This window comes from Enterocloster sp. OA13 (assembly GCF_022440595.1).
Taxonomy (GTDB): Bacteria; Bacillota; Clostridia; order Lachnospirales; family Lachnospiraceae; genus Enterocloster; species Enterocloster hominis.
In genome coordinates this window covers 3,243,477-3,265,853 of record NZ_JAKNTF010000001.1, presented here as the reverse complement: position 1 = coordinate 3,265,853, position 22,377 = coordinate 3,243,477, and the positions used below count along the sequence as shown (strand labels likewise).

General features: G+C 51.1%; 23 protein-coding genes and 1 pseudogene. 22 read left to right on the top strand and 2 right to left on the bottom strand.

Annotated features, from left to right (window positions below; all coding sequences use genetic code 11):
* Positions 1-88 precede the first annotated feature (88 nt).
* On the top strand, positions 89-484 hold the full coding sequence (locus tag MCJ35_RS14505; protein ID WP_008717699.1) for a pyridoxamine 5'-phosphate oxidase family protein: 396 nt from the start codon (positions 89-91) through the stop codon (positions 482-484).
* A 34-nt stretch (positions 485-518) separates the two neighbouring features.
* Here MCJ35_RS14505 and MCJ35_RS14500 read toward each other — a convergent pair whose 3' ends face one another.
* Positions 519-842, bottom strand: coding sequence for a winged helix-turn-helix transcriptional regulator (locus MCJ35_RS14500; protein ID WP_008717697.1), 324 nt, complete (start codon positions 840-842; stop codon positions 519-521).
* 79 nt (positions 843-921) lie between these two features.
* Between MCJ35_RS14500 and MCJ35_RS32565 the strand changes: the two genes are divergently transcribed.
* From MCJ35_RS32565 to MCJ35_RS14460, 9 genes are all read left to right on the top strand, one after another.
* The gene (locus MCJ35_RS32565; protein ID WP_371829070.1) at positions 922-1,125 is read left to right on the top strand and encodes a DUF6783 domain-containing protein; all 204 of its coding nucleotides are present in this window, start codon (positions 922-924) and stop codon (positions 1,123-1,125) included.
* Positions 1,126-1,131: 6 nt separating this feature from the next.
* Positions 1,132-2,079, top strand: a complete 948-nt coding sequence (locus MCJ35_RS14495; RefSeq protein WP_025486610.1) for an SIR2 family NAD-dependent protein deacylase — start codon at positions 1,132-1,134, stop codon at positions 2,077-2,079.
* A 99-nt stretch (positions 2,080-2,178) separates the two neighbouring features.
* Positions 2,179-2,961: a protein-ADP-ribose hydrolase gene (locus tag MCJ35_RS14490; RefSeq protein ID WP_008717689.1), complete on the top strand. Its 783-nt coding sequence runs from the start codon at positions 2,179-2,181 to the stop codon at positions 2,959-2,961.
* A gap of 99 nt (positions 2,962-3,060) precedes the next feature.
* A complete protein-coding gene (locus MCJ35_RS14485; RefSeq protein ID WP_227795519.1) occupies positions 3,061-4,776 on the top strand; it encodes a sigma 54-interacting transcriptional regulator in 1,716 nt (571 codons plus the stop codon).
* Between the two features lie 283 nt (positions 4,777-5,059).
* Complete coding sequence (locus tag MCJ35_RS14480) at positions 5,060-6,460, top strand: alanine/glycine:cation symporter family protein (protein ID WP_025486613.1); 1,401 nt, start codon at positions 5,060-5,062, stop codon at positions 6,458-6,460.
* A gap of 68 nt (positions 6,461-6,528) precedes the next feature.
* Positions 6,529-7,692, top strand: coding sequence for a M20 aminoacylase family protein (locus tag MCJ35_RS14475; protein WP_008717683.1), 1,164 nt, complete (start codon positions 6,529-6,531; stop codon positions 7,690-7,692).
* Positions 7,693-7,707: 15 nt separating this feature from the next.
* Positions 7,708-8,913 (top strand): diaminopropionate ammonia-lyase, encoded by a 1,206-nt coding sequence (gene dpaL, locus MCJ35_RS14470; protein WP_008717682.1) that lies wholly within the window; start codon positions 7,708-7,710, stop codon positions 8,911-8,913.
* A gap of 190 nt (positions 8,914-9,103) precedes the next feature.
* Positions 9,104-9,529 (top strand): MarR family winged helix-turn-helix transcriptional regulator, encoded by a 426-nt coding sequence (locus MCJ35_RS14465; RefSeq protein WP_025486614.1) that lies wholly within the window; start codon positions 9,104-9,106, stop codon positions 9,527-9,529.
* Positions 9,530-9,545: 16 nt separating this feature from the next.
* Complete coding sequence (locus tag MCJ35_RS14460) at positions 9,546-10,226, top strand: DUF554 domain-containing protein (RefSeq protein WP_008717680.1); 681 nt, start codon at positions 9,546-9,548, stop codon at positions 10,224-10,226.
* A 9-nt stretch (positions 10,227-10,235) separates the two neighbouring features.
* Here MCJ35_RS14460 and MCJ35_RS14455 read toward each other — a convergent pair.
* Positions 10,236-10,352: pseudogene (locus MCJ35_RS14455) on the bottom strand (metal-dependent transcriptional regulator); the annotation flags it as partial.
* A gap of 171 nt (positions 10,353-10,523) precedes the next feature.
* Here MCJ35_RS14455 and MCJ35_RS14450 point away from each other — a divergent pair.
* From MCJ35_RS14450 to eno, 12 genes are all read left to right on the top strand, one after another.
* Complete coding sequence (locus MCJ35_RS14450; RefSeq protein ID WP_025486616.1) at positions 10,524-10,733, top strand: FeoA family protein; 210 nt, start codon at positions 10,524-10,526, stop codon at positions 10,731-10,733.
* Between the two features lie 37 nt (positions 10,734-10,770).
* The gene (locus MCJ35_RS14445; protein WP_008717677.1) at positions 10,771-10,992 is read left to right on the top strand and encodes a FeoA family protein; all 222 of its coding nucleotides are present in this window, start codon (positions 10,771-10,773) and stop codon (positions 10,990-10,992) included.
* 85 nt (positions 10,993-11,077) lie between these two features.
* Positions 11,078-13,252: a ferrous iron transport protein B gene (feoB, locus tag MCJ35_RS14440; protein ID WP_025486617.1), complete on the top strand. Its 2,175-nt coding sequence runs from the start codon at positions 11,078-11,080 to the stop codon at positions 13,250-13,252.
* Between the two features lie 149 nt (positions 13,253-13,401).
* Positions 13,402-13,680, top strand: a complete 279-nt coding sequence (locus MCJ35_RS14435) for a Fur family transcriptional regulator (RefSeq protein ID WP_025486618.1) — start codon at positions 13,402-13,404, stop codon at positions 13,678-13,680.
* Positions 13,650-14,021: a heavy-metal-associated domain-containing protein gene (locus tag MCJ35_RS14430; protein WP_025486619.1), complete on the top strand. Its 372-nt coding sequence runs from the start codon at positions 13,650-13,652 to the stop codon at positions 14,019-14,021. The genes MCJ35_RS14435 and MCJ35_RS14430 overlap by 31 nt, the downstream gene beginning before the upstream one ends.
* Positions 14,022-14,113: 92 nt before the next feature.
* On the top strand, positions 14,114-14,431 hold the full coding sequence (locus MCJ35_RS14425; RefSeq protein ID WP_008717672.1) for a DUF6110 family protein: 318 nt from the start codon (positions 14,114-14,116) through the stop codon (positions 14,429-14,431).
* A 112-nt stretch (positions 14,432-14,543) separates the two neighbouring features.
* A complete protein-coding gene (locus MCJ35_RS14420) occupies positions 14,544-16,619 on the top strand; it encodes a heavy metal translocating P-type ATPase (protein WP_025486620.1) in 2,076 nt (691 codons plus the stop codon).
* A 519-nt stretch (positions 16,620-17,138) separates the two neighbouring features.
* Positions 17,139-18,215, top strand: a complete 1,077-nt coding sequence (locus tag MCJ35_RS14415; protein WP_034577969.1) for an immunoglobulin-like domain-containing protein — start codon at positions 17,139-17,141, stop codon at positions 18,213-18,215.
* Positions 18,216-18,420: 205 nt separating this feature from the next.
* Positions 18,421-19,815: an amidohydrolase gene (locus MCJ35_RS14410; RefSeq protein WP_008717665.1), complete on the top strand. Its 1,395-nt coding sequence runs from the start codon at positions 18,421-18,423 to the stop codon at positions 19,813-19,815.
* Positions 19,816-19,837: 22 nt separating this feature from the next.
* Positions 19,838-20,407, top strand: coding sequence for a hypothetical protein (locus MCJ35_RS14405; RefSeq protein WP_025486622.1), 570 nt, complete (start codon positions 19,838-19,840; stop codon positions 20,405-20,407).
* Between the two features lie 5 nt (positions 20,408-20,412).
* A complete protein-coding gene (locus MCJ35_RS14400) occupies positions 20,413-20,598 on the top strand; it encodes a hypothetical protein (protein WP_240299547.1) in 186 nt (61 codons plus the stop codon).
* Between the two features lie 475 nt (positions 20,599-21,073).
* The gene (gene eno, locus MCJ35_RS14395) at positions 21,074-22,369 is read left to right on the top strand and encodes a phosphopyruvate hydratase (RefSeq protein ID WP_025486623.1); all 1,296 of its coding nucleotides are present in this window, start codon (positions 21,074-21,076) and stop codon (positions 22,367-22,369) included.
* Positions 22,370-22,377 lie beyond the last annotated feature (8 nt).

The window sequence follows — 22,377 nt, the reverse complement described above, 5'->3', positions numbered from 1 at the left end:
ACTTACAGGAATTAACGGCCCCCTTTATAATAAGACCATAGGAAATGGCCATTCCTCAAAATGATGGATGATAAAGGAGAGAAGCAGTATGCAGAAAGTAGTTGAATTTTTACAGGCAAATCCCGTACAGTATCTGGCAACGGTTGGAAGGGATGGGAAGGCAAAATGCCGTCCGTTCATGTTCTGTTTTGAAAAGGATGGGAAGCTCTGGTTCTGCACCAACAACCAGAAGGATGTGTATAAGGATATGCAGGAGAACCCGGAGATTGAGGTGAGCGTTGCTGACGCCGGCTTTGCCTGGATCCGCCTGCATGGAAAGGCTGTATTTGAAGACAATATGGAAGTTAAGGAGGCCTGTATGGGCAACCCCATCGTAAAAGGGCAGTACGGCACTGCGGAGAATCCGGTCTTTACCGTGTTTTATCTGGAACATCCCCATGGCGTGATTGCTGATTTTTCCGGCAATCCTCCGTATGTGTTTTAGGGCGTGTTTGAAAATTAATCCGTTTTTTATTACATTACAGACTGGCTTTGTATTCATTACCCCACGTATACATGGAATCCAGAATGGGTTTCAGACTGTATCCGGTCCCGGTAAGCGTATACTCAACCTTGGGCGGGACCTCAGGGTAAACGGTCCGGGTAACCAGGCCGTCTTTTTCCATGGCCCTGAGATGGCTGGTAAGGACTTTCTGGGTAATCCCGCTTACGGAGCGCATTAACTCATTGAAACGCTTGGTTCCGGTCATCAGGTCGCGTATGATAAGGACTTTCCATTTATCGCCGATAAGCTGCAGGGTCATTTCCACCGGGCAGTCGGGTATGGTTTTTGTATGTTCCATTTATGTACCTCCTGGTATATTTATAGATGTACAGTGGTATGGGGCTGTATATGCCGATTATAGACCATAGGGGATTTTTTTGCAAGGGCAGGCTAGAGCCTGTTTGAAAATTCATTCCCGCCGTCTGCACGTCCCACTTCGCGGTATATTTGGCCCCGATTCAGTCAGCGTAGCCCGCTACGCCTCCATCATCGGGACCAAATCTCCCACAAAGTGGGACGCACAGCCGACGGAAAGCAATTTTCAAACACGCTCTAATGAGGGATGGACGGAAAAGGAGTGAAACGGTATGGATTGGATGCAGTTTTTAAGCGGAACCCCTGCCAGGGATTACGTATATCAGGAAACACCCTATGAAGAACAGGTCAGACGGGCGGCAGGCCTGCTGAACCGCGCGGATGCGGTCCTGATTGGGGCCGGGGCCGGACTGTCCACGGCGGCTGGGCTTGTCTATGGAGGACGCCGCTTTACGGAGAATTTCGGTGAATTCATTGAGCGGTATGGACCTGCTGCCATGAGGGATATGTATGCGGCAGGTTTCTACCCCTTTCCCACGGAAGAGGAACGGTGGGGCTACTGGTCAAGGCATGCTTATGTGAACCGGATTGAACCGCAGGCCCTGCCCCTGTATCTCAAGGTGTTTGAGATGGTTTGCGGCAGGGAACATTTTGTCCTGACCACCAATGTGGACCATCAGTTCCGGAAAGCCGGGTTTGAGGATGAGGATATCTTTGCAACCCAGGGGGACTATGGGCTGATTCAGTGCGCAAAAGCCTGTCATGGCAAAACCTACGATGCAACAGGACTTTTCGTACGCATGAACCAGGCGGTGAAGGATTGCAGGATTCCTTCCGGTATGGTGCCAAGATGCCCGGTCTGCAAAGGCCCCATGGCCATGAACCTGCGGTGCGACGGATATTTTGTGGAAGATGGGCATTGGCATCAGGCAGCGGGGCGGTATGGGGATTTCCTGAACCGTGCAGTCGGACGCAGGCTGGTGCTGCTGGAACTTGGGGTTGGATTTAACACCCCGGCCATCATCCGTTTTCCATTTGAGAAAATGATGGGCGAAAACAGGGAGTGGAGCCTGATCCGTCTGAACCTTGATGAGGCAGCGGTGCCGGAAAGCCTGGGATACCGGGCGGTGGGGATCAACATGGATCTGGCGGTGTGCGTCGGGGATATAAGGACAGCCATGAGGGAAGGGACAGGAGAGGGCAGCGGTCATGAGGAATAGGATGTAGGGAATGGGCTGTAAGGAATGGGCTGCAGGAATACTGCCGCGAGGCACCGGGAGCAGGGGATAAAGTATATTCCAAAGAAAGGAGGGGTAACAGTGACACAGGAGGAGAGACGGGAATATCTGATTGAGACCCTGTTAAAGGAGATGCCCCAGTATCGGTATATGGACATTCCCGGGGGTGAGGAGGCCAGATGGAGGGTTCTGCGCTCCCTGTTTAACGTACGGCCGCCCATGCCGGCTGGGAAGGATTTTTTGTCTGTGCAGGACGGATACCTGTCAGAGGAGGTCAGAAGGCGGGGCATGGCGGACTGCCGTTTTTTGGAACATGTGGGAAAGGACAAACGTATCTTTCTCTGGCAGGGGGATATAACCTGCCTGAAAGCGGATGCCATTGTCAATGCCGCAAACAGCGCGCTTTTGGGCTGCTTCCATCCCTGCCATTCCTGTATTGACAACATAATCCATACTTATGCAGGAGTCCAATTGCGGCTGGCGTGTAATGATATCATGCAGGCCCAGGGACATGCAGAGCAGTCCGGCAGAGCGAAAATCACTCCTGGATTTAATCTTCCGGCAAAGTATGTGCTTCATACAGTGGGACCAATCATAACAGGCCCCCTCGGCAGCGGGGACTGTGATCTTCTGTCACGGTGCTATGAGTCATGCCTTGAACTGGCGGTAAAGCATGATATCCAGTCCATTGCTTTCTGCTGTATATCTACCGGAGTATTTCATTTTCCGCAGGAAAGGGCGGCGGAAATTGCTGTGGAAACCGTGTCACGTTTCCTGGAACATGATTCTTCCCTCAGACAGGTTATATTCAATGTGTTTACGGATAAGGACCGGGAACTTTACCGGGAGCAGCTGGAAGGCTGAGGTTGCAACCGGATGGAAGATTGCTTATAATAAAAGGATGGAAAAGTCAACAGGGGGCTGCACCGTGGCTCCCTTATTTCACGCAGGGCGGTGGGACCATTGGAAATTTTGGATGAAATACAGGATACAGTGATTCTTTATGCCAATATCCTGGCACAGATATTGAAGATTGACGTTACCATTGTCAACAGCAGTTTTAAGCGGATTGCAGGAACGGGAAGATTGATAAAGGAAATCAATACAGATATGTCTGAAGAAGGGCATATACTGAAGAAAGCAATGGAGAGCGGTGAGACACAGATTGTCAATGAACCTGGGAAGAATGAGATATGTAGGGATTGCCACAGCAGGGAACACTGCAGGGAGACATTTCATATGAGTACTCCGGTCATGATAAAGGGACAGGCAATCGGTGTAATCTGTTTTACCTGCTTTAATCAGAAGCAGAGAAGCCATGCCCTGAAAAACCAGGAAATATTTAAACAGTTCCTCCAGCAGTTTGCGGATTTAATATCTGCCAAGGCTCAGGAGGCATTGGAGAATAAAAAGAATCTGGCTATGAAGGAACTGCTGGAAACCATTGTGGACCGTCTGGACGCCGGGGTCATTGTCATGGATCAGCATAACCTTGTGGTACAGACCAACCGTATGTGCTGCCAGATACTGAAGATGCGGGAGGGGGATTTATTCACGGTCCCGGTCCGCCTTGCGCCTACAGGTAATTTTGTGGGCGGACTGGATGAGTACAGGCTTACCGCCGGACAATCCAGCTACAGGCTGGTTGGCAAGGTATTTGAACTGGATACGGAGGGTAGGATGACCTTCTTCCTGTTTAACCAGGCGGAGCGTACCCTTAAGGATTCCCTGGGCCTTGCAGGCAAAAGGGAAAGGAGCGGGCTGGAGCGTATTGACGGTAATTCCCCTCAGATACAGGCGGTAAAGCAGGAGATGCTGCGTATGGTCAGTTCGCCGTCGCCGGTTCTGATACTGGGGGAAAAGGGGACTGAGAAGACAAAATTTGCCATGGCAATCCACGAAGAGGGGGAGAGGGCCGGAGAGATGGTATGTACCGTGAACTGTGAAACCGTGCCCCAAAGCCAAATAGGGAGGGAACTGTTCGGTACGGCCAGGACAGCTGCTTCAAAAGGCAAGGCCGGGAAGCTGGAGGCTGCATCTAAGGGAACCCTGATTTTGGAGGAGGTAGAGAACCTGCCGTATGATGTCCAGCTCCGGCTGGGGGAGTTCTTGGACAGCCAGCTTGTGGTGCGGCAGGGCGCCCTTAAGGGGGTACGGGTAAATACCAGGATCATCTGCACTTCTTCTGTCAACCTGGGAGAACTGGTGGAACAGGGAAGGTTCCTGCCTGCATTTTATTACAGGATTAATATCCTGCCACTGTACATCCCGCCTCTGAGGGAAAGGAAAGGGGATATAAATCTTCTGGCCCAGAAGTACCTGCAGAGGTATGCCAGGTCAATGAACAAAAACATACAGACAATCAGCGACGGATTTTATGCCTGTATCAGGCAGTATGGGTGGCCTGGTAATAAATGGGAATTGCGTAACGCTATGGAATATGCCGCTAATATGATGAAACTGGACGGCATGATTGATATTGACCTGCTTCCCGCCAACCTCAGGACAGGTGTCATGCAGGCAGAGGATGACCTGAATCTGGAGTCCATGGAGAAGAGGATGATAGAAAAGGCAGTCAGCCGCTATGGCACAAGCGTGGAGGCCAAGAAAAAAGCAGCGGGTGCACTGGGCATAGGTATGGCTACCCTTTACCGCAAACTGGATAAGTATGGTTTGTGAATGTAGAAAAGGCGGCCAGGATTTATACAAAATATACAAAAAAGAGGCTGGTAAATTGCTGCAGCTTCTTTTTTATTTGAATAAATTCTCATTATGATAAAGTGTGTTCTCAATATGATAAATATGGAAATACAGGGGACAGGCCAGGCGTTTTTGATCATGATTCTCATTTTGATAAATAATAGCCGGTAGAAACCGTATATGGCCTGCTTTTGACACCTCCGGTTTCTTCAACTATAGTACCATCATACTACATGGAGATAGAATAGAAAGGGGAACAGGTATGCAGGTAATTCAAACTTTAAACGGGATTTTTTGGGGATGGCTGGTGGCAGGGATCCTGCTGGGCACAGGTGTATTCTTCACAATCAGGCTGAAATTCCCACAGATACGGTATTTTACCAAATTGTTTGGTAATCTGAGGGAGAGCATGAAATCAGAGGGAGGTGTATCGGGATTTGGCGCCCTGTGTGCGGCAGTGGGCGGCCAGGTTGGGACCGGAAGCCTGGTAGGGGTGGCAACAGCCCTTGCATCCGGCGGCCCGGGTGCAATATTCTGGATGTGGATGACGGCTCTTTTGGGAATGCCCATCAGTTTTAGTGAGGCAGTGCTTGGACAGCTGTTCAGGGAGAAGAATTCAGATGGGACCTATAGGGGCGGACCCGCTTATTACATGGAAAAGGGGCTTCACAGCAAACTGCTGTCCGTGCTGTTTTCCATCAGTGTCATGATTGGAATCGGATTTTTCTATGCCATGATACAGAGTAACTCCATTTCCGTTGCGCTGACAGGGGTGGTGGATATCAAGCCGCTGATTGCGGGCCTGGTCCTTCTGGCGCTGGTATGTCTTGTTGTATTCGGAGGCATTAAACGTCTGTCAGAGGTATCCTCACTGGTGGTGCCGTTCATGGCGCTGGCTTATCTGGTGATAGCGGTCATCATCGTAGTAATGAACATCAAGATGCTTCCCGGTGTCATCACACTTATTTTCAAATCCGCTTTCAGTTTCCGGGCGGCTGCCGGAGGCGTGGCCGGATATACCATTAAGGAGGCATTCCGCTATGGCGTTGCCAGGGGACTGTTTTCTAATGATGCAGGGAATGGGACAGCACCCAGCATGCATGCGTCCGCCGTGGTAAAACATCCGGTGAACCAGGGGCTGGCTGCAATGCTTGGGACATTTATCACAACAATCATTATCTGCAGCTGTACTGCATTCTGCATATTGATTACGGGCGCACTGGATTCAGGGGAAACAGGGATTGCACTGACCCAGGTGGCTTTCCACAATGCCCTTGGCGGGGCTGGAAAATGGATTGTATTCCTGGCAATGTCGCTGTTTGGCTTTACCACGCTGCTGGCGGATATTTATTATGGGGAAGTAAACCTGATGTCACTTGTTTCTGAAAAGCCCGGTGCGGTTACGGTTTACAGGATTATCTGCTGCGTCTTCATCATCATCGGGGCGGTTGCGCCAGTCCCCATTGTATGGGACCTGGTTGACCTTGTAAGCGCGTTCATGGTATTTTTCAATGTAATAGCGTTAATCGGGCTGGCAAGATATGTAGTCTATGTGCTGAAGGATTTTGTGGGGCAGAAGGATAAGGGTAAGGCACAGCCTGTATGGGATGTGGAAAATGATATAACGGCCATGGATTTAACCAGGCTGTCAGATGAACAGTGAACCAGCCAGAGGCAGACATGGATGCTAATGATAAGATGGACATACAGCAGAATCAGGAGGAGAATGATATGGTAAGTGAAGGAATTAAAAACCAGATGAAAGAGTGGAGGCATTATCTGCACATGCATCCGGAAAGCGCGTTTGAAGAAACGGGAACAGCGGATTATGTGGCAAAGCTGCTGGCCGGGATGGGGCTGGAAGTACATACAGATATAGGAGGAACCGGCGTTGTGGCGACCCTGAGTGCAGGGAACGGAACGGAGGTAATCGGCTTAAGGGCAGATATGGATGCAATCAATATGACGGAAACAGGGGAACCGGACTATTGTTCCCTAAATCCCGGGAAAATGCATGCCTGCGGTCATGATGGGCACACGGCTACCCTTCTTGGCGCTGCAAAGATCCTGTCGGAACAAAAGAATTTTAATGGGACCGTACGCTTTATCTTCCAGCCGGCAGAAGAACCGGGCAAAGGTGCCAGGGCCATGCTGGAGGACGGGCTGCTGGACCGTTTTCCAGTGGATGAGATATACGGGCTTCACAATATGCCCTCCCTGCCCACGGGAACCATCCATACAAAGGTGGGTGGAATCATGGCAAGTGAGGATAATTTTACCATACGTATAAAAGGAAAGGGTGGTCATGCATCCAGCCCCCATCTGGGAATCGACCCGCTTGTGACGGCGGCCCAGATTATCCTGGCGCTTCAGACCGTGGTTTCCCGCAGCGCCAACCCATTGGACCCTGCTGTCATATCCTGCACGGAAATCCATACGGACGGCGTGCACAACGCGATTCCGTCCAATGTGGAGATACTGGGAGATACAAGAAGTTTCTCGCCAGCCATGCAGGCGCTGATTGAGAAGCGGATGCGGGGCATCTGTGAGGGAATCTGCCAGATGAACGGTGCCGGATGTGAATTTACGTACACACATGAATTTGCACCCACAGTTAACTGGGAACAGTGTGCGGCAGTGGCTGCGCGGGCGGCTGTCAATGTGGCAGGCGAAAAGGGAACCAATGCCAGCTGTGAGCCATGGATGGCTTCTGAGGACTTTGGGACTTTCCTGGAAAGGATACCTGGCTGCTTCGTGTTCCTGGGAAGCGGGGACTGTGAAAATGGAGCGGATAATATTGCCCTTCATAATTCACGGTTTGATTATAATGACAAGGTCCTGGAGACAGGTGCTGAGTTTTTTGCCGAGCTGGTGCGTGTGCGCCTGCCTGGATAAAAGGAGGATATGGAAATGGACGGGTGTATCAAGGCAGTTCATTATAAGAGAAAAAAGGGCAATGGCCTGTGCCCGGTGATGGCATTTGGTCCGGAAACTGCCAGAAGGGTGAATGAATACCACAAAAGTTTCCCGGAGTACAGTGTAACACCTATGGCGGGCCTTAAGAACCTGGCCTCTTCCCTTGGGCTTGCGGATATCCAGATAAAGGATGAAAGTTACCGGTTTGGACTTAATGCATTTAAGGTGTTGGGCGGTAGTTATTGTATCGGCAGGTATATAGCAGACCGTCTGGGGGTAGATATCAGTGAACTTCCGTATGATAAGATAAGGGATGCTGGTGTGAGGGAAAAATTAGGCGGGCTTACCTTTGTGACGGCTACGGATGGGAATCATGGGAGGGGGATTGCGTGGACGGCTGACCGTCTGGGGCAAAAAAGCGTGGTCTACATGCCTAAGGGCAGTTCACGGGAACGTCTTGATAATATAAAAGCTTTGGGGGCAGACGCATTCATCACGGAACTGAATTACGATGATGCGGTCCGGCTGGCTAATGAACATGCCAGGACTTATGGCTGGATCATGGTACAGGATACTGCCTGGGATGGCTATGAGGAAATACCGCAGTGGATCATGCAGGGATATACCACCATGGCATATGAGGCGGCCGGCCAGATGAAGGAGAAGCCTACCCATATCTTCCTTCAGGCAGGCGTGGGGGCCATGTCCGGGGCCATGGCGGGATTCTTTGCAGACCTATATGGGGATGAGGAGCGGCCTGTAATCACTGTCGTGGAACCTGATAAGGCGGACTGCATTTTCCGTACCGCACAGGCCGGCGATGGGCAGATCCATACGGTGAAAGGACATATGGATACCATCATGGCAGGACTGGCTTGCGGTGAACCGTGCACCATTGGCTGGAATATCCTGAAGGACCATGCGGACCACTTCGTATCCATACCTGATTATGTGGCTGCAAAGGGAATGCGCATTCTGGGCAATCCCATGGGGGATGACCCAAGGGTGGTGTCCGGTGAAAGCGGTGCGGCAACCCTGGGACTGGTGGCAGAGGTCATGGGGAATAGGGGACTGGACTGGCTGAGGGAAGCCCTGGGCCTGAATCAGGATTCCAGGATCCTGTGCTTTTCCACGGAAGGGGATACGGACCGGGAGAATTACAGACGGATTGTGTGGGATGGGCTTCATCCCAGTTATTGATATCATGGGCAGGCATCCATATACTGTGTAGCGGCAGGCATGGATGCCTGCTTTGTGTTATGCGGATTCCAACCAGGGTCCAAAATCACTGCCCGGAATCACTGACCTGAATCAAAGATAATCAGGCTTGACAGGAATGATAGTTAGAATTATAATTATTAGAAATCTAACTATTGTGAAAGGAGAAAGCATGACATTCCACTATATGGTCATGGCAAACCATGCGATTTACAACAAGGTGCTGATGGAAATCCTGGAAGACTCCGGCCTGACGGCGGGCCAGCCAAAGGTGCTGGATTATCTGGACGGACATGACGGGGCCAGCCAGAAGGAGATTGCGGCCCATTGCTATATTGAGGCTGCCACGCTCACATCCGTGCTCAACGGAATGGAGGCCAAGGGACTGATTGAGCGCAGGCGTCTTAACGGGAACCGCCGCACCTTCCATATCTTCCTTACACAAAAGGGGAGGGAACAGCAGGAAAGGGTATTGGAGGCATTCCTGAGAATAGAGGAACAGACCTTTGAAGGGATGCCGGAGGCAGAAGTGGGGCAGTTCATGGAATTATATGGGAAAATCCACCGGCGCCTGAGGGAACGGCTGATGAAAGAGTAGGAAGGGAGCAGAAAGTATGCCATACGGTATCATGATTAATTGTACAGCAGTGTTGATTGGAGGCCTTCTGGGGGCCTTTTTAAAGGATTATTTTCCGGATAAGCTAAAGGAGTCGCTGCCAGGCATCTTCGGATTATCCGCCATCACCATGGGGGTTACGCTGATTATCCGTCTTGAAAGCCTGTCGGCTGTCATCCTGGCCATTATCATCGGTACGGTCATCGGGGAACTCCTGAACCTGGAAACAAACCTGATGCACGGACTTCACGGCCTGGAATCCAGGCTTCCGTTAAGCCTTAATGACGGGCAGCTGGATGTGCTGATCAGTATGATCATCCTGTTCTGCTTCAGCGGCACAGGCATTTTCGGGGCCATGAATTCAGCGATGACCGGGGACCATTCCGTGTTGATTGCCAAGGCAATCATGGACTTTTTTACGGCAGTCATATTCGGGACAACAGCCGGATATCTGGTGGGATTTGTGGCCGTGCCGCAATTCCTGGTAGGTATCCTGCTGTTTGCCGGGGCATCCTACATACTGCCTTTTGTGACAGAAACCATGCTGTCTAATTTTAAGGCATGCGGAGGAATCATTACGCTGGCCGTGGGGCTTAAGATTGCGGATATCAAGCGGTCCAGGGTGCTGAATATCCTGCCGTCCCTTGTGCTGGTCTTCCCCTTTTCCCTGTTTTTGTAAATGTATGCCCTAAGGCAGTTCATTTCCCTGCATGATATGGTCCTTGATGGCCTTAAAGCTTTTGGCGCTGACCACGTGTTCAATGCGGCAGGCGTCTTCCGCCGCCGTCTTCCCGTCCAGGCCCAGCCTGAATTTCTCATTAAGGTTTTTAGGATTTATCTTAAGAAAATTGAAAAAAATTATTGACATTTGAGTTAATCAGTGCTAACTTAGAGATGCAGTTAGGATACCATAACTTTCCAGGACTGCATAATTGTAAGTTCATAATCACATCAACAGAGAAGAGGAGTGATTCGTATGCCTTTGACAATGGCAAGAGAGGGTGAAGTGACATCCATCAAGCGGGTAGGCGGGAAAGAGGAAGTGCGCCGCCATCTGGAGAATATGGGATTTGTGCCGGGCACGGATGTGACGGTTGTGACTGTCAACAACGGCAATGTGATTGTTAACGTAAAGGAAGCCCGCGTTGCAATCAGCAGGGAAATGGCCAATAAAATCATGATATAGCAGTAAAAGGGCAGGAAGAGGAAAGGAGCATCACAACATGCACACATTAAAAGAGGTTAAGTGCGGGGACACGGTATCCGTAGTAAAGCTTCACGGCGAGGGAGCTGTTAAACGCAGGATCATGGACATGGGAATCACAAAAGGGACGGAAGTTTTTGTCCGCAAGGTGGCGCCGCTTGGCGATCCGGTTGAAGTGAATGTAAGAGGATACGAATTATCGCTGAGAAAAGCAGATGCAGAGATGATTGAAGTGCAGTAGGGGCTGCTTTTTTTTAAGACGATGAGTTAGTTGATACTAATTTATTGATAAATTTTCTCAATAAGAGGAAGAGGAGGATATGAAAATGTCAATAAAAATTGCTTTGGCCGGCAACCCGAACTGCGGAAAGACAACGCTGTTTAACGGCCTGACCGGTTCCAACCAGTTTGTAGGAAACTGGCCCGGTGTCACGGTGGAAAAAAAGGAAGGGAAGCTGAAGGGCAGCAAGGATGTAATCATCATGGACCTTCCGGGAATTTATTCCCTGTCCCCTTACACCCTGGAGGAAGTGGTTGCCAGGAATTACCTGATTACGGAGCGCCCGGACGCAATCCTTAATATTGTGGACGGCACCAACCTTGAGCGCAACCTTTATCTCTCCACGCAGCTGATGGAATTGGGGATTCCTGTGCTTATGGCTGTGAACATGATGGATATCGTGAAGAAAAACGGCGACCAGATCAATATAGACGCCCTGAGCAGGGAACTGGGCTGCCCGGTGGTTGAGATTTCAGCGCTGAAGGGCACCGGCATCATGGATGCTGCGGCCAAGGCAGTGGAACTGGCCAGGGCAGGCGGCAAGGCGGCGCCTGTCCATGCGTTCGGCTCAGAGGTGGAGCATGTGCTGGATGAGATTGAGGCCAGCCTGGGAGGCGGTATCCCCGAGGCGCAGAAACGTTTCTATGCCATCAAGCTCTTTGAACGGGATGATAAGATTGCCGCACAGATGACCATGGTCCCGGATGTCGAGAGGCTCATCAAAGGCGCTGAAGAGGCCATGGATGATGACGCTGAAAGCATTATCACCAATGAGCGCTATACATACATTGCCTCCATCATCAATGGCTGCTATGTCAGGAAGAACAGGCAGAAACTGAGCACGTCCGATAAGATTGACCATATTGTCACCAACCGCTGGCTGGCCCTTCCCATCTTTGCCGTGGTCATGTGGATTGTATATTATGTATCGGTCACGACCGTGGGAACCTGGGCGACTGACTGGGCCAACGACGGGGTATTCGGGGAAGGATGGAGCCTGTTCGGGATGGAGGTACCAGGAATACCTGTGCTGGTAGAAGGATTCCTCACCGCTGTGGGCTGTGCTGACTGGCTGTCCAGCCTGATCCTGGACGGTATTGTTGCCGGCGTTGGCGCCGTGCTGGGCTTTGTCCCCCAGATGCTGGTGCTGTTCATCTTCCTGGCATTCCTTGAGGCCTGCGGTTACATGGCCAGGGTTGCATTCATCATGGACAGGATTTTCCGCAAGTTCGGTTTGTCCGGCAAGTCCTTCATCCCCATGCTGATTGGAACCGGCTGCGGCGTCCCCGGCATCATGGCAAGCCGCACCATTGAAAATGACAGGGACCGCAAGATGACCATCATGACCACCACCTTCATTCCCTGCGGCGCAAAGCTGCCGATCATTGCTTTGTTTGCAGGCGCCTTATTCGGCGGCGCCTCATGGGTTGCGCCAAGCGCTTATTTTGTAGGGATTGCAGCCATTATCTTCTCCGGCATCATTTTAAAGAAGACGAAGATGTTTGCAGGCGACCCTGCGCCCTTTGTCATGGAACTTCCCGCATATCATATGCCCACGGTCACCAACGTGCTCAGAAGCATGTGGGAGCGCGGCTGGTCCTTCATTAAGAAGGCAGGAACCGTGATTCTTCTGTCGACCATCTTCATCTGGTTCACATCCAGCTTCGGTTTTGTGGACGGAAGCTTTGGGATGGTGGAAGATTTGTCAGACGGCATCCTGGCTTCCATCGGAAGGGGCATTGCGTGGATATTCGCTCCTCTGGGATGGGGCAGCTGGCAGGCGGCCGTGGCGGCCATCACTGGACTGGTTGCAAAGGAAAATGTGGTCGGCACCTTCGGTATCCTTTATGGATTTGCAGAGGTTGCGGAAGACGGACAGGAAATCTGGGGAACCCTGGCAGGAAGCTTTACAGCGGTCAGCGCATATTCCTTCCTGGTGTTCAACCTTCTGTGCGCGCCCTGCTTTGCGGCCATGGGCGCCATCAAGCGGGAGATGAACAATGCAAAGTGGACCTGGTTTGCCATTGGCTATCAGACTGTCCTGGCTTACGGCGTATCCCTTTGCATCTACCAGCTGGGCAGCTGGTTCATGACAGGTAGCTTTGGCATGGGGACGGTCGCAGCCATTATCCTGGTAGCCCTGTTCATTTACCTGTTAATCAGGCCGTACAAAGAGAGCCGTTCCCTGAACGTTGGCGTAAAAGCCAAATCAGCAGCGTAACGCCGGATTGTATGTAAATTATATATGAACCTGTGAAGTGCAGTATCAGGAGCGTGTCTTTGAGTTTATTTCCGGAAGCGTGTTTGAAGGCGCGTTCCGGCCTAGGGGCACGCTCTTGCGGCGCCTGGGATTGCGTAAGGAGGAACCATATGTGGGAAAAAGAGCAGGTGCTTGATGAATTCCAGAAAAGGGGAAAGCGGATAACACAGCAAAGGAGAATGCTTCTGGATGTCATCCTGGAAGGGAACTGGACAAACTGCAAGGACATCTACTATGAGGCCCGCAAACGCGACCCCAACCTGGGAATGGCCACGGTCTACCGCACGGTAAGCGCCCTTGAGGAGATGGGGGTCCTTGCCCGGACCTTCCAATATTCTTCGCCAAAGGAGGAAGAAGATTGTCAACAGCAGTCATATGCATCCTATTAATTGTTATTTGTGTGTTTGGCATAAAAAGTTACCTGAAGCGCCTGACCTCCGGCTGCTGCGGTTCATCCGGTGAAAAGGCCGTGAAACGGATAAAGGTAAAAGACCGGGACCTGTCCCATTATCCTCACCAGTGTATCCTTAAGGTGGATGGTATGTCCTGTGGGAACTGTGCAATCCGTGTGGAAAACGCACTGAACGCCATGGACGGGGTCTGGGCACGGGTGGATCTGGAGTCAGGGGAGGCAAGTGTATACATGAAACAGGAATATGGGGACAAGGCTTTGAAAGATGCGGTAAAGGCCTGCGGGTATACGGTTTTTAGGATTGAGCAGGTTAACTGATATAATTTCTCAATCAGATGTATTGGAATTGACGAACCGGGGATAGCGGGGGCAGTATTACCGGATAAAGGCATAAATAGGAGGAAAAGAGAATGATGGATTGTTTTAAATGCAGGAAAATAGGTCTTTTTTTAGGTGGAGTCCTGTTTGGGACAGCCGGGGTAAAGGTGCTGGCAAGTACGGACGCCAAGAAGTTTTACATTAACTGCCTTGCGGCCGGGTTAAGGGCAAAGGACTGTGTGATGACCACGGCCACCAGCATTCAGGAAAATGCTGAGGACATCCTGGCAGAAGCAAAGGACATCAATGAAAAGCGCAGACAGGAAGAGGTTTTTGAGGATGGGAGCGGGGCTGCGGATGCTGATGGGGTAAATGAAACACAGGTTCCAGCAGACGTGGTTACGGAGTAATATGTAATCAGCCATGGAATCCGTCATGTAATCAGCCATGGAATCCGCCATGTAATCCGCCCGGGGAAATTCCCTGGGCGGTACTTTTTTACCAGATGAGGAGCAATCAGCGATGAAATTTGTGATAAGACATGAGTTACGGGGAAGGGTCAGGATCCACCTGTATCAAAAGGGGATGAACCTGAGACAGGCAGATCTGCTGCAATATCATATCAGTTCCCTGCCAGGGGTCAGGAGCGTTAAGGTATATGAGAGGACGGCGGATGCGGTTATCCTTTTTGACGGCAGCAGGAGTGAAATCCTGGAAGGAATCTGCCGTTTTTCCTATGAAAATGAGCGGCTCAATGAAATCGTGCCAAAGAACAGCGCGAGGGCCTTGAACCAGGAGTATGGAGAAAAGCTGGTTCAGAAGCTTGTTGTCAGGGCCGTCACCAAATCTTTTTTCCCAATGCCGCTGCGGGCGGTCTATACGGTCCTCCATGCGGTCCGGTATCTGATAAAAGGAATCCGCTGTCTGTTAAAAGGTTCACTGGAAGTGGAAGTCCTGGATGCAACGGCCATTATGGTATCCATTGTGCGGAGGGACTTTGACACGGCAGGTTCCGTGATGTTCCTGTTGGGGATTGGCGGGCTTTTAGAAGAGTGGACCCATAAGAAATCAGTGGGGGACCTGGCCAGAAGCATGTCCCTTAATATCAGCAAGGTATGGCAGGACGTGGATGGGACAGAGGTCCTGGTGCCTGTTTCAGGAATTGTGGAGGGTGACCTGGTAACCGTACATATGGGAAACGTAATCCCTTTGGACGGGGTGGTGGTTTCAGGGGAAGCAATGGTGAACCAGGCATCCATGACAGGCGAGTCCGTTCCGGTGAAAAAGGAAAAGGGCATGTATGTCTATGCCGGAACAGTCATTGAAGAGGGGGAAATCACGCTGTGCGTCAAAAAAACAGCTGGTTCCACCAGGTTTGAGCGCATCGTGACCATGATTGAGGAATCCGAGCAGTTAAAGTCCACAGCGGAAGGCAAGGCAGCCACGCTGGCTGATGCCCTGGTTCCCTGGAGCCTTGGCGGGACCGTGCTTACATGGCTTCTGACCCGCAATACGGCCAAGGCCCTGTCCATCCTTATGGTGGATTTCTCCTGTGCCTTAAAGCTTGCCATGCCCCTATCTGTCCTTTCGGCCATGCGTGAGGCCGGCGCCTATCATATTACGGTAAAGGGCGGCAAATATATGGAAGCAGTTGCGGCAGCAGATACCATTGTGTTTGATAAGACAGGAACCCTGACAAAGGCAAAGCCCCAGGTTGCGGATGTGGTTGTGTTCAATGGACAGGATAAGGATGAACTGCTCAGGATTGCGGCCTGCCTGGAGGAGCATTTCCCTCATTCCATGGCCAATGCAGTCGTCAATGAGGCGGTGAAGCGCGGCCTGGTACATCAGGAAATGCATTCCAGGGTGGATTATATCGTGGCCCACGGTATTGCCACCTATGTGGGGGATGAGCGGGTGGTAATCGGAAGCCACCACTTCGTATTTGAGGATGAGGGATGCAGGATACCGGAGGACGGGAAGGAAGCGTTTGAGGGCCTGTCCACGGAGTATTCCCATCTGTATCTGGCAATCGGAGGCATGCTGGCCGCTGCAATCTGCATCGAGGACCCGTTGCGGGAAGAAGCGGACGCTGTCATCAGCGCCCTTCACAGGCAGGGGATATCCAAGATAGTCATGATGACAGGCGACAGCGGGCGCACGGCCAGGGCCATTGCGGCACGTGTCGGGGTAGATGAGTATTATTCGGAGGTACTGCCTGAGGACAAAGCTGGATTTGTGGAGGCAGAAAAGGAAAAGGGGCGCAAAGTCATCATGATTGGCGATGGAATCAATGATTCCCCGGCTCTTTCAGCCGCGGACGCCGGCATTGCAATCAGCGAAGGGGCTGAGATTGCCAGGGAGATTGCAGATATCACAATCTCAGAGGATAACCTTTACCAGCTAGTGACACTCAGGGCAATCAGCCGGGGCCTGATGGACCGGATCGACCGGAATTACCGGTGCGTCATCGGCTTTAACCTGGCGCTTATCTTACTCGGGGTGGGCGGAGTGATTGCCCCGGCCACATCGGCCCTGCTTCACAATACATCCACCCTTGCAATCAGCCTTAAGAGTATGACGAACCTGTTGGATTAACGGACCTGCCGTCTGAAAATTAATAAAGTTTAAGGTAACGTTAATTGAAAATCCGCTGCGATGTGATATCCTTTGATTAGATGGCTGTTCCGGAGTGGCTGGAGCGGGATGGCTGAAGGGAAGTATTCCGGGCAGACAGCGGCGCAAGCTTTCATGGGGATGGGGAGAGGTATCATGTATTTCAGTATAAAAAAGAGACAGACCTGGGTTTTACGCTGACGGATTCCAGGATTCCTGAAAGTGAAGCAGAGGAAATCAGGACAATCATGGAACCGCTTGGTATCCCATCCGCATATGCCCCTGATTTCGGACAGCCATTTTCTGTGTTAAAAATGCGTGGGAGGGATGACGGGCGCAATGTACTCTTTCTTCTCATTGATGGAAAAACGGATAAACTGTATGTCATTGAGGATTTTTATTGATGATTAAGGGATAATGCCAAAAGGCGGCAGAAGGCGATGGATATTAAGGGTTATCCGCACCTGGGACAGGACGGATATGGTATGGAGAGGTGGTATTATGAGAAAGAAAAGCATCAGGGAAGCAAGGAAAATCATGGCTGTGGTGATGTGTGCAATGCTGCTCTGGGGATGCAAAGGAGAAGCACGTTCCGTTTCCCGGACAACGGAAAGCGCCAAAACCATGGCCATGGATGAAAGTGATGGTCAGGATGAGGACGGGACAAAGAGGGAAGCGGATGAAAGCGCCGGGATAAAAGTACAGACACCAGGGCAGGGGAAGGAAACCGCCCACGGGGTGCCCCGCAGTAATGACTATGTGACCAGCCATGCGGCCCAAGGTACGGATCCTGATTTCAAGCCTGCAGACCAGAACGATGTGCTGGCGGGAGATGATCCGGTTCCTGAGGACTTTTACAGTCTGGCTACTGATATCCCTGCATCCCAGGTGGAACAGTTTGCTAAGAAGGTAAAACAGCAGCTGATGATACAGGACTGGGACGCATTATCCGGGGAACTGTCGTATCCTGTTACCATAGACGGGGCAATCTATGATACGCCGGAAGAATTCCTGGCAGCTGATTTTGGGGCTGATCTGAATCCCTATTTTTTCGTGGAGCTGGAGGAAGAAACCTGCAGCAGGATGTTCTGCAACTGGAGCGGCATCATGCTTGGAAAAACAGGCCGCGTATGGGTGGTGGAAGCATTGAACGACGATTTATCATCCCAGGGACTTAAGGTGAGGGCCATCAATGGGCTGAACGAATCCTTTGGCCTGCCGGGGGAGGTCAGCATGTCTGCGGATGAAAGCGATATTACACCAACGTCCATGAAGCTTTCACTGGAAAATGAAACAGACCTGGATATTGTGTTTGGGGATGATTTCAGGCTTCAGAAGTATGACGGGGAATCATGGGTGGATATGGAACCGTTGTTAAAGAAAGACGGGATTTACTTTCACAGCATTGCCTATAAGCCCAGGCGGGGGAATCCGGTGGAGTGGACAGTGGACTGGGAGTCCCTCTATGGCGTCCTGGAGGAAGGAACCTATGCCATTACAAAATCCGTGAAGGATGTAAACGGGACGGCAGGGTACACGGACTTTGAACGCACCTTCAGCTTTACCATAAATCCATAGTACACGCCCGAATGCCTTTTTCAAACACGCCCGAATGCCGCCCGGCACTGGTTTCACTACGGATTTCCATATGATAATTGAAGTTATGTGAAAATATGGTATACTTTTATCATGGCTGTATGATGAAGAAAACAGTAGATTAAGATAAGAAAAACTAAAAGATAAAAGCTAAAAGATAAAAGCTAAAAGACAAGGCGGAGGATCCATGGAAAGAAAGATACTGATTAAAAATGCAAAAGCGATTGTGACCTGTGACAGCAGGGACCAGGTATATTGGGATTCCGATATCCTGATTGAGGGGCCGGAAATCCTTAAAATCGGAAAGGATATAGAGGCAGACGGCGCGGAAATCATACGTGGGGACGGCAAGTTTGTCTATCCGGGCTTAATCAATACCCACCACCACTTTTTCCAGACCTTTGTGAGGAATCTGACCTCCATTGATTATCCTAACCTGATGGTCATGGACTGGATTGATAAGATTTATAGGATTTTCCAGATCATTGATTCAGATGTGATTTACTATTCCAGCCTTACTGCGTTGGGGGACCTGATTAAGCATGGCTGTACCTGTGCCTTTGACCATCAGTACTGCTATACCAATAAGACCGGCAAGACGCCTGTGGACCGCCAGATGGAAGCAGCCGGGCTTCTGGGAATCCGGTATCACGCGGGAAGGGGTACCAACACCTTGTCAAGGGCGGACGGCAGTTCCATACCGGACAACATGCTGGAGACCACGGACGGGTTCCTGAAGGATTGTGAACGGCTGATTGACCTGTACCACGATCCCGGGGCATTTTCCATGAGACAGATTGTAATGGCGCCGTGCCAGCCCATTAACTGTACCAGGGATACCTTCAAGGAGACGGTTTCCATGGCCAGGGATAAGGGCGTGCGCATGCACACCCATCTGGGCGAAGGGGAGAACGAGGGAATGGTGGCCCGCTGGGGCAAGAGGACCATGGACTGGTGTGCGGAATTGGGATTCATCGGAGAGGATGTGTGGTATGCCCATGACTGGGAAGTGACGCCTGAGGAATACCGGGTTCTGGCTTCCACCAAAACAGGGGTGTCCCACTGTCCGTCCCCGGCTATCCTGGGCGGTTTCCCCATCCTGGACATTAAGGAAATGCTTAAGGCCGGCATCAACATCAGCCTTGGCTGCGACGGCTCGGCCACCAATGACAGTTCCAACCTTCTGGATGCGCTGAGGATTGCATATCTGATGCAGACCTACCACAGCAAACAGAGGGGAGGCTGCGTATCGGCCTATGAAATGCTTAAGGTTGCCACCATCAACGGCGCCAAAACACTGGGACGCCCTGACCTTGGCTCCCTGGAACCGGGCAAGGCGGCGGACCTGTTCATGATTGATACCGCTGTGCTGGAACTGACCGGCGCGCTTCACGACCCGAAGAACATCATTGCCAGGGTAGGGCTTACAGGTCCGGTATGGCTGACCATGATTAACGGCGATGTGGTTTACCGGGACGGCGCCCTGACCGGTGTGGATGAGGAACGTCTGGCCGCCGAGGGCGAGGCTCTTTGCAGCCGGGTCATAAGGGAACCTAGTGCGGCATTTAAGAATCTGGTATAGCTTTGAAGCTGGGAGGTATCATATGGGAATGACGAAGGCATTTTATTTTATCCAGAACAGAAAACAGACACAGGAAGAACTGGAGCAGCAGTTTAATGGGTTTAAGGCGGTCATGCAGGAGTATTTCATAGAAGACCTGAAGATATACCATGGCAGGGGCCTTGGATGGTTTCCTGTATTTTCGGAAGAACTGGTATGGCAGGCTGAGAATCTGGATGAAGACCTGTTAAAAGAGATGGGGAATCATTTTCAGGCAAATGTAATTGCATTATCTGTATTGGACGATGATGTTGTTTTTCTGGTAGTCTGTAAAGATGGGGCTGTCCGGAAGTTTGTATGTGCAGGTGAAGGTATAATAGAGGATTTCGGCTTTGATGAAGAGTTTTCCACTGAGTTCCCGGACATATTGTGCCAGTGCGGTTTTGATGGCGATTCGCTGCGGCGTGTCTGGAGTTTGGATAATTATTATGAGTCGGATCTGTTGTATGATATGCTTGATGAGATGAAGACATTTCCTGTGTTTGAGCCAGATGAGGAAACGCCGGACGGGATTATTGTGATTGGCGGGGAAACAATTTCTGATGGAGAATGAATTGATTGGGGGCCTGTTGGAGGAAATATTCAGGGGAGCTGGAACAGTATCAGAAACTGGCCGTACTGACAGCACTTAAGGAAGCGGGGTCACCGCAGTGGACGAAGTACGCACGGCTGGTCGGGCAGGGGGATGAGGAGTGGCTGAGACATGCAGCCGCTGGATGCGGGCCTCAGGATGTCAGGCCTTAATGGTTTGGACATACTCTAAAAGTTAACTTCGTTTTCCCGCTCAAAAAAACGAAGTTCCGGCGGCCGGGCCGGGATGTACCATGTAATCATCCATATCTTTTTTCATTTTGGAAAGTGGGATACAGACCCTCATATCATGTGAGGGTCAAGGTTATTTTCTTAAATCATGACACAGGCCTGTATGGGCTTTTCGGATTATACGGATTCCTTTCTTACAACAATAAATGCAGATGGATGCCGGATAAGGGCAAAAATTAATGGAAAATGTCATTGTCCGGACTTGCCTTTCAGGAAAGAATCTGATATACTCATATTTAGTTAGTAATAACTAACTTTAAAAGATATAAATTACAACAGACCAGCCAGACATGGGATAGAAGTTTACACAGGGATTCGTTGGGGATTCATCTCAAGAGATACGCAGTGCTGTCCCGCATATCCCTGAGGTAAATGATATCCATGGGAAAGGAATGATATGGGATATTTAGAAATTGAAAAGGTAATTGGACGTGAGATCATTGACTCCAGAGGTAATCCAACGGTTGAGGCCGAGGTTTATCTGACGGATGGGACCATTGGCAGGGGGGCTGCTCCCAGCGGGGCCTCCACCGGGGAATTTGAGGCCCTGGAATTAAGGGACCAGGACAATCCGCGGTTTGGCGGCAAGGGAGTGTTGAAGGCGGTCAGGAACATCAACACGGTTATCTCAGATACGCTGAAAGGGATGGATGCAGCCGATATATATGCGGTGGACCAGGCCATGCTTAAGGCGGACGGCACAAAGGACAAGTCAAAGCTGGGTGCTAATGCAGTCCTTGCAGTGTCCATTGCCTGCGTGCGGGCTGCCGCTGGCGCCATGGGGATTCCGCTGTACCGTTTCCTTGGCGGTGTAAATGGAAACAGGCTTCCAGTCCCCATGATGAATATACTCAACGGCGGCGCCCATGCCGCCAATACAGTGGATGTGCAGGAGTTCATGATCATGCCGGTTGGGGCCGGAAGCTTTAAGGAGGGACTGCGCTGGTGCACGGAAGTCTTCCATGCCCTGGCCGGTCTGCTAAAGGGAAAAGGGCTGGCTACATCCGTTGGGGATGAGGGCGGATTTGCGCCGGACTTGGGAAGTGACGAGGAAGCAATCGAGTATATCATGGAAGCCATAAGAAGGGCGGGATATAAGCCTGGAACGGATTTTGTCCTTGCCATGGATGCTGCTTCCAGTGAGTGGAAGAGCGGTACAAAGGGAGAATACCTGCTGCCCAAGACCGGAAAACGCTTTACTTCCAAAGAATTGGTGGACCACTGGGAAAAGCTGGTTGGCCAGTATCCCATTCATTCCATTGAAGACGGCCTGGACGAGGAAGACTGGGAGGGCTGGAAGATGATGACGGACAGACTGGGGGACAGGGTGCAGCTGGTGGGGGACGACCTGTTTGTGACCAATACCCGGCGTCTTTCAAAGGGAATCAGCCTGGGCTGCGGCAATTCCATCCTGATAAAGCTGAATCAGATAGGAACCGTATCTGAGACACTGGAGGCAATCAAGATGGCCCATAAGGCTGGTTATACGGCCATTGCATCCCACCGCTCCGGCGAGACTGAGGACACGACCATTGCAGATCTGGCGGTTGCGCTGAATACCTGCCAGATTAAGACCGGCGCTCCCAGCAGGAGCGAGCGTGTGGCAAAATACAACCAGCTGCTGCGGATAGAGGAAGAGCTGGGGGCAGGAGCGGTATATCCTGGAATCAATGCGTTTAATATCAAGGCATAAAACCGATT

Bases quoted from the DNA above. Each gene is read 5' to 3' on its own strand.
- MCJ35_RS14505 (WP_008717699.1), top strand. From the start codon at position 89: ATGCAGAAAGTAGTTGAATTTTTACAGGCAAATCCCGTACAGTATCTG.
- MCJ35_RS14500 (WP_008717697.1), bottom strand. From the start codon at position 842: ATGGAACATACAAAAACCATACCCGACTGCCCGGTGGAAATGACCCTG.
- MCJ35_RS14495 (WP_025486610.1), top strand. From the start codon at position 1,132: ATGGATTGGATGCAGTTTTTAAGCGGAACCCCTGCCAGGGATTACGTA.
- MCJ35_RS14480 (WP_025486613.1), top strand. From the start codon at position 5,060: ATGCAGGTAATTCAAACTTTAAACGGGATTTTTTGGGGATGGCTGGTG.
- MCJ35_RS14475 (WP_008717683.1), top strand. From the start codon at position 6,529: ATGGTAAGTGAAGGAATTAAAAACCAGATGAAAGAGTGGAGGCATTAT.
- dpaL (WP_008717682.1), top strand. From the start codon at position 7,708: ATGGACGGGTGTATCAAGGCAGTTCATTATAAGAGAAAAAAGGGCAAT.
- MCJ35_RS14465 (WP_025486614.1), top strand. From the start codon at position 9,104: ATGACATTCCACTATATGGTCATGGCAAACCATGCGATTTACAACAAG.
- MCJ35_RS14460 (WP_008717680.1), top strand. From the start codon at position 9,546: ATGCCATACGGTATCATGATTAATTGTACAGCAGTGTTGATTGGAGGC.
- MCJ35_RS14450 (WP_025486616.1), top strand. From the start codon at position 10,524: ATGCCTTTGACAATGGCAAGAGAGGGTGAAGTGACATCCATCAAGCGG.
- MCJ35_RS14445 (WP_008717677.1), top strand. From the start codon at position 10,771: ATGCACACATTAAAAGAGGTTAAGTGCGGGGACACGGTATCCGTAGTA.
- feoB (WP_025486617.1), top strand. From the start codon at position 11,078: ATGTCAATAAAAATTGCTTTGGCCGGCAACCCGAACTGCGGAAAGACA.
- MCJ35_RS14435 (WP_025486618.1), top strand. From the start codon at position 13,402: ATGTGGGAAAAAGAGCAGGTGCTTGATGAATTCCAGAAAAGGGGAAAG.
- MCJ35_RS14425 (WP_008717672.1), top strand. From the start codon at position 14,114: ATGATGGATTGTTTTAAATGCAGGAAAATAGGTCTTTTTTTAGGTGGA.
- MCJ35_RS14420 (WP_025486620.1), top strand. From the start codon at position 14,544: ATGAAATTTGTGATAAGACATGAGTTACGGGGAAGGGTCAGGATCCAC.
- MCJ35_RS14415 (WP_034577969.1), top strand. From the start codon at position 17,139: ATGAGAAAGAAAAGCATCAGGGAAGCAAGGAAAATCATGGCTGTGGTG.
- MCJ35_RS14410 (WP_008717665.1), top strand. From the start codon at position 18,421: ATGGAAAGAAAGATACTGATTAAAAATGCAAAAGCGATTGTGACCTGT.
- MCJ35_RS14405 (WP_025486622.1), top strand. From the start codon at position 19,838: ATGGGAATGACGAAGGCATTTTATTTTATCCAGAACAGAAAACAGACA.
- eno (WP_025486623.1), top strand. From the start codon at position 21,074: ATGGGATATTTAGAAATTGAAAAGGTAATTGGACGTGAGATCATTGAC.